Annotated in this window: 7 protein-coding genes; all 7 read right to left on the minus strand. The window is 72.8% G+C overall.

Annotated features, from left to right (window positions below):
* Positions 1-181: hypothetical protein (locus tag VGZ32_RS26690; protein WP_326888974.1), on the minus strand; the 181-nt coding region annotated here is incomplete at its 3' end.
* Positions 182-476: 295 nt separating this feature from the next.
* A complete protein-coding gene (gene cbiE, locus VGZ32_RS26695; protein ID WP_326888975.1) occupies positions 477-1799 on the minus strand; it encodes a precorrin-6y C5,15-methyltransferase (decarboxylating) subunit CbiE in 1323 nt (440 codons plus the stop codon).
* A gap of 10 nt (positions 1800-1809) precedes the next feature.
* A complete protein-coding gene (locus VGZ32_RS26700; protein WP_326888976.1) occupies positions 1810-2862 on the minus strand; it encodes a sirohydrochlorin chelatase in 1053 nt (350 codons plus the stop codon).
* Positions 2859-3533, minus strand: a complete 675-nt coding sequence (locus VGZ32_RS26705; RefSeq protein WP_414642607.1) for a precorrin-8X methylmutase — start codon at positions 3531-3533, stop codon at positions 2859-2861. The genes VGZ32_RS26700 and VGZ32_RS26705 overlap by 4 nt, the downstream gene beginning before the upstream one ends.
* A 5-nt stretch (positions 3534-3538) precedes the next feature.
* Positions 3539-3739 (minus strand): indolepyruvate ferredoxin oxidoreductase subunit alpha, encoded by a 201-nt coding sequence (locus VGZ32_RS28950; protein WP_349263764.1) that lies wholly within the window; start codon positions 3737-3739, stop codon positions 3539-3541.
* Positions 3739-5427: a precorrin-3B C(17)-methyltransferase gene (gene cobJ / locus VGZ32_RS26710; protein ID WP_349263765.1), complete on the minus strand. Its 1689-nt coding sequence runs from the start codon at positions 5425-5427 to the stop codon at positions 3739-3741. Before cobJ ends, VGZ32_RS28950 begins: the two co-directional genes overlap by 1 nt.
* 113 nt (positions 5428-5540) lie before the next feature.
* On the minus strand, positions 5541-6246 hold a 706-nt coding region (locus VGZ32_RS26715), incomplete at its 5' end, for an RsmD family RNA methyltransferase (protein WP_326888979.1).

Here is a 6246-nt window from a genome sequence, read left to right on the forward strand (position 1 = left end):
GGCCGCCCTGCCGTCCCGGTCGCAGCGCCGTGACATTGTTCGCGGCCGCCGCATTGTTCAAAGGCACGGCGCCCAGCGGCCCCCTGCGCCCCGGCGCACCCGGCCCACCGGACTCCCCCGCGGCACGGTCGAACTCACCCGCACCGAACTGCTCGGTGCCAAACTCGTCGGTGCCGCTCATCGCGCCTCCTCGTTCCCAAAAAGCTCCGCCATCCGGCGCCGCCCCCACACCGAAACCGGCCGCGCACCGGGCTCAGGCGGCCCGCCCCCGGCCGCCGCGAGGCGATCACGTACCCTACCGGCATCCACCGACGGCCCCGCAAGACGTTCCGCGCCCCGGACCGCACCGCGCACTGAGCAAGTATTGGCCACGCCCCGCCGAACCGGGAACCATCCGGCGGGCCGTGCGGGTGAAGGCTTCCACCCATAAGACTGACGCCCCGCCCGCACCCCCACACCCGGGCGAAGATCGCTGCTCACGCCCGCTCACCCCAGAGCACGAACACCGGATTGACCGCCGCGAAACGATGCGCGTCGCCCGGCAGCGCCGCCAGCCGCGACGACTGCAGCAGCACCCCGTCGACCTTCCGCCCGGACGCCTTCAGCGCCTGCTTCGCCTCCGCCACCCGGTCGATCGCCGCGAGCGTCACCACCACGATCCGTGGATCCCGGTTCACCGCGGCCCGTATCACCTCGACCCCGCCGCCGCCGACCATCACCGCGTCCGGCTGAGGAAGATCCAGCAACGCCGCCGGCGCCTGACCGCGCACCACCCGCACCTCCACCCCGTGCATCGTCGCGTTCAGATCGATCCGCTCGCACGAGTCCGGGTCCCGCTCCACCGCGATCACGGCCGCGCCCAGCCGCGCGCACTCGATCCCGACCGACCCCGACCCCGACGCCACATCCCACACCAACGACCCCGGGCGCGGCGCCAACCGCGCCAGCACCAGCGCCCGCACCTCGGCAGTCGTGATCCGCGCCGTGCGGTGCACGAACGCGTTCTCCGGCAGCGCCCACCCCCCCGGCGGCCCCGCCCACCCCGCCACCAGCGCCGACCGCGGCGCCGACGCCCGATCCTCGTCGAGGCACAACACCACGTTCGGGTCACCCCAGATATGCCGGTCCGCGGCCTCCGCCAAGGTCAGCCACTCCACCGACTCCTCCGGCTCCCCCAGCCGCTGCGCGACCACCAGCGTGCGCTCCGGTCCGCTCTTGTCCTTGCCCAGCAGCTCCGCCGCCAGCTCCCGCGGCCCCGCCCCCGGCCCGGTCAGCACCGCCACCTTCGGATACGCGCGGCACAAATTCGCCGCCGTGCGCAGCGACGACACCGGCCGGCCCAGCGACGGATCGAACACCGACCGCCCCGCCCCGCGCCCGCCCTCACCGCCCCGGTCCGACCCGTCGGACGCCGCGTCGACGGTCACGACCAGCGCGTCCTCCCACGCCATCCCGACCCGCCCGAACGCGCAGGCCACCGACGAGACCGCCGGCAACGTCCGCACCGGGATCTCCTGGTCCCGCAGCGCCCGCACGATCCCGAAGAACCCCGGATCCCCTGACGCGACCACCACCGTCGGGCCCTCGTTCAGCGCCAGATGCGTGATCGCGGAGGCCAGGCCCCCCGCGTAGATGCGCCGCGCCGACTCGGGAATCGGCAGCGCGTCCAAATGGCGGATGTTCCCGATCACCAGCGTCGCCTCGGCTAGGGCCCGGCGCGCCTGCGCGGACGGCGGCTGGCCGTCGAACCCGAGCACCGTGACCCGGGGACGGCGCCCGCTCATCTCGTCTCGTCCCATGGCCGTCCGATCATCGCACGGATGACGACTCGGCGTGGCGGCTCTCCGCTGAATCATGGCCCTGCGCCGCCCCCGCCGCGGCAGGCGCCGGAGCCGGGGCATGAACCGGAGCGCGCGCCGACTCATGCGAATGCATGTGCGGATGCGCATGAGCCCCGTCTGACTCGTGTCCCCCATGCCCAGCCACGGCGTGCGCGTGCGACGGATCATCGGGGTGGTCGTGCGGATGCTGCGCGGCACCGACCCGATGTTCGAACCCCGGCAGCGCGATCCGGTACACGCACGCGTCGCAATTCACCGAAACCGGCCCGCGCGCCACCTCGGCGTACCGCTCCAGAACCAGATCCGCCAGCGCGTCGCAGTCCCCGATGACGCCCGCGACCGTCACGTCCATCCCGAGGTCCGCCGAGGCGGCGGCTGACTGCGCCACGATCCGGGTCGGCAGCACCCCGGGGAACAGAAAGAACGGCAGCACCGTCACCCGCCGCGCCCCCAGCCGCCGCAGCCGCGCCAGCCCTTCGGCGACCGACGGCCGCGCCAGCGACACGAACGCCTGCTCGACCTGTTCCACACCCAGATCCCGGGTGGTCTCCCACAGCAGCCGGCCGGCCCGGTAGAGATCGGCGTTGGCGTCGGGGTCCGTGGTGCCCCGCCCGACCAGCAAGATCGCATCCGCGTCCGGACGGTTGCTTTCGGCCAGGCGCTCGCGCAGCAAATCCAGAATCACCGGATGCGGGCCGAGCGCACGGGCGTACCGCGTGCGCAACCCGGGATGCCGCGCACGCTCCCGAGCCAACGCCGCCGGGATGTCCCCCTTGGCGTGCCCGGCGGCCAGAAGGATCAGCGGTACCGCGATCAGATCCCGAAGCCCCTCGCCGACGAGCCCCGCGACCGTGTCCTTGACCGGTGGCGGCGACAGTTCGATGAACCCGCCGCCCACGCCGTCGATCCCGAGTTCAGGCCGCTGCGCCGCGCGCCGCCCCACCCGCCCGGTGAACCGACGGAACTCCTCGGCGCCCGACGCGTCACGGGTGCCGTGCCCGACGATCAACAGCGCGGTCATCGGACGGCCTCCTGATCGAAATCCACCGTATCAATTCCGGCAGTATCCTGATAAAGCATGATCTCCTGATAAAGCAGCGCGTTGAGGGCGGCCGCGGCCACCGCCGACCCGCCCTTCCCGCTGACGTTCGACACCGACGGCAGATCCGCGCGCTCCCGCAGCGCCCGCTTGGACTCGACCGCGCCGACGAACCCGACCGGCAGACCGATGACCAGCCGCGGCTGGAACTCCTCGGCGTGCTCGATCAGCTCGAACAGCGCCGTCGGCGCGCACCCGATCACATACACGGCGCCCGGCCCGGCCTCGGCGGCGGCAAGGCGTAGCGCGGCAGCCGAACGGGTGCGGCCCGCGGCGCCCGCCAGTTGCGCCGCCCGCGGATCAGAGATGCGGCACAGCGCGGGCCGCGCGGTGATCCCCGCGGCGACCATCGCGACGTCCGCCACGATCGCGGCGCCTCCACGCAGCGCCTCCACCGCCCCGGCCAGCACGCCCTCGTCGGGCAGCACCAGATCTGCCGCGTACTCGAGGTCGGCACTGGCGTGCACGACACGTTCCAGCACTGCGCGGGCCAGCGGCGGCCATGCCCCCACCGACGGGTACCGCTCGGCCAACTGCGCCCGCAGAATCGCGTACGACTCCTGCTCGATCGCATGCACCGCCCGCACCGGCACCGGCTTCACCGCACGCCGCCTTCCAACTCGATCGCGTCGACGGGACAGACCTCGATGCACTCCCCGCACCCCGTGCACAGATCGGCCCGCACCGCCAGCCGCCCGCCGCGCGGACGGATCGCGTGCGCGGGGCAGGTCAACAGGCACGCCCCACAACCCTGGCACGCCCCGACCACGGCGATCAGCCGATCACAGCCGTCTGGCATCAAGCCGCCCACGTATACCCCCGCGGCGTCACGAACCGGCCGGCCACGATCCGCGACTGCGAGCAGCCGACAATCACCACCGTATACATGTCGACCACCGCCGGATCGAACAGGTCGAGCGTCGTCACACCGTATGACTGATCGGCGCGGGAGGCGTTGCGCACCCACCCGATCGGCGTACCCGGGGGACGGCGCGCCGCCAAGATCTCCAGCGCCGCCCCGAGCTGCCAATCGCGCTGACGCGACCGCGGATTGTAGAAGGACACGACGAAGTCGCCCTCCGCCGCCGCACGCACCCGCCGCTCGATCACCGGCCACGGTGTGTGCAGATCGGACAGCGAGATCGCGCAGTGGTCGTGGCCCAGCGCGGCCCCCAGCACGTTCGACGCCGCGGTCGCGGCCGTGACGCCAGGGACGCAGAGCACGTCGATATCGTCGCGATCGGCGTAGTCCAACGCCGGAGACGCCATCGCGTACACCCCCGCGTCCCCGGAGCCCACCAGCGCCACGGCTTGACCGGTCCTGGCCAGCTCGACCGCGCCGCGGGCCCGCTCCTCCTCCGCACCGAGCCCACTGGCCACCACCTGAGTCCCGGGCCGCAGCAGGTCCCCGATCTGCGCGAGGTACTGGTCCAGACCCACGACCACCGCGGCCCGGCGAAGCTCTTCCACCGCGCGCGGCGCGAGCAGGTCGCGCGCGCCCGGCCCGAGCCCGATCAGCGCGAGCCGCCCGCGCGGACGAAGCCGCCCGACCGCCGCGGTGGCCATCGCGGTCGCCCGCGCCGACTTGACCTTCTCGACCACCAGATCGGCCAGAGGCCGCCCCGGCCCGTCGTACCGCGCCGCCGCTTCCGCGACCGACGCGGTCCCCGTCGAGGCCGAGACGACCGGTGACGGATTGGGCACCGGCACCTGCGCCAGCTGCGCGGCCGGGTAGAACTCCACCGGCCAGCCTCGGCGCGCGGCGGCCTCCACCAGGCCCGGCTCGGAGGCTTTGATATCAAGCGAGGCCAGGCGCGCCACCGACACCGCGGAGAGGTTCCCGGCCGCGAGCGCCGCGTCGATCGTCTCGAGGATCTCGTCCGCGGACGCGCCGCGCGAGGCCCCGACCCCGACGACGAGCGACGGCGGACGGTAACGCAGCGTCCGCTCCGCAGGCTCGTCTGCGAGATCGCTGATGGCAATGGTGTACGCGCCACCAGCGTCCGAGCACACGTTCGGCGGCAGTGCGGGTAACGGCCACTGCCGATCGACAAGCAGATTCACCGGCGAGCCGGAGAGAACGGCTGCGCCAACCGGGGCGAGCAGCTCCGGATCGGCGACGCCAAAGCCGAGATCGGCGCCGAATCCGTCCAGCGCAGCGACCCCGATGGCGTCCGAAGCCGTGGTGACGACCGCCTGGCAGCCCGGGCCGAAGACATCCGCGACACGCCGAGCGAGGTCGTTGGCCCCGTGATGCCCGCCGAGCAGCGCGATCGCGAACCGCCGCGCCTCGTCGACGCACACCACCGCCGGATCAGTGGTCTTGTCCCCCAGCACCGGCGCGAGCACGCGAACCGTGGCCCCCGTCGCGAGGAACGACACGACCGCGGAACACTCAGCGAACGCCGCCCGCAACGCCTCCCCCACCGAACCGGAGTAGACACGCACGTCCCACTGCCCGGATCCCCCGAGCGCCGCCGCGAGCACATCCGCGGCGACTTGGCCTGTCCTCGTCGCTGCTATGAGACCGAGCTTTTGCGCTGGAACGGTGCCGTGTGTTGAGTCTTTAGAACTTGATGGGCCTGTTAATAACGTGTCTGTCATCGCAAGTCCCCCCAGAGCACGAAGACCGGGTTCTGCGCGGCGAAGCGATGAGCAGACCGGGTTCCGGATTCCGACCCCGACGTGGCCGGGTTCCGCGCGGCGCCTGGCAACGCAGTCAGCCTCGAGGCCTGCAGGAGCACACCATCCACCTCTCTCTTCGCGTCCGAACGAAGCAGCGCGACGACCTCGCCGACGCGTTCGACCGCGGCCAGCGCGACAACCAGCCGCCGCGGCGCGAAGTCCAGTGCCGCGCGCACGACCTCGACCCCTCCCCCGCCGACGAACACGGCGTCGGGCCGCGGCAGCGCGGAAAGAACCTCCGGCGCACGACCGCACACGACCGCGATCTCGACGCCGTGCGCGGAGGCGTTCGCGGAGATCCGCGAGCAGGACTCGGCATCCTGCTCGACGGCGACCACCGCGGCGCCGAACCGTGCGCACTCGATGCCGACCGATCCAGACCCGGCGCCCAGATCCCACACGAGCGAACCCGGCGACGGTGCGAGCCGCGCCACTACCTGCGCCCTGACCTCGGCCTTGGTGATCTGCGAAGCACGGTGGCCGTAACGCTCCTCGGGCAGTGCCCATGGTCCGGTGGCGCCGTTCCATCCGGCGAGCCAACGCTTGCGCGGCGCGATGGGGCGGTCGGCGAGGCAGAGCACGACATGCGGCTGCGGAAAGTCGGCGCGCGAGGCGGCCTGG

The sequence above is a fragment of the Actinocrinis sp. genome (assembly GCF_035938995.1).
GTDB lineage: Bacteria > Actinomycetota > Actinomycetes > Streptomycetales > Catenulisporaceae > DASZGI01.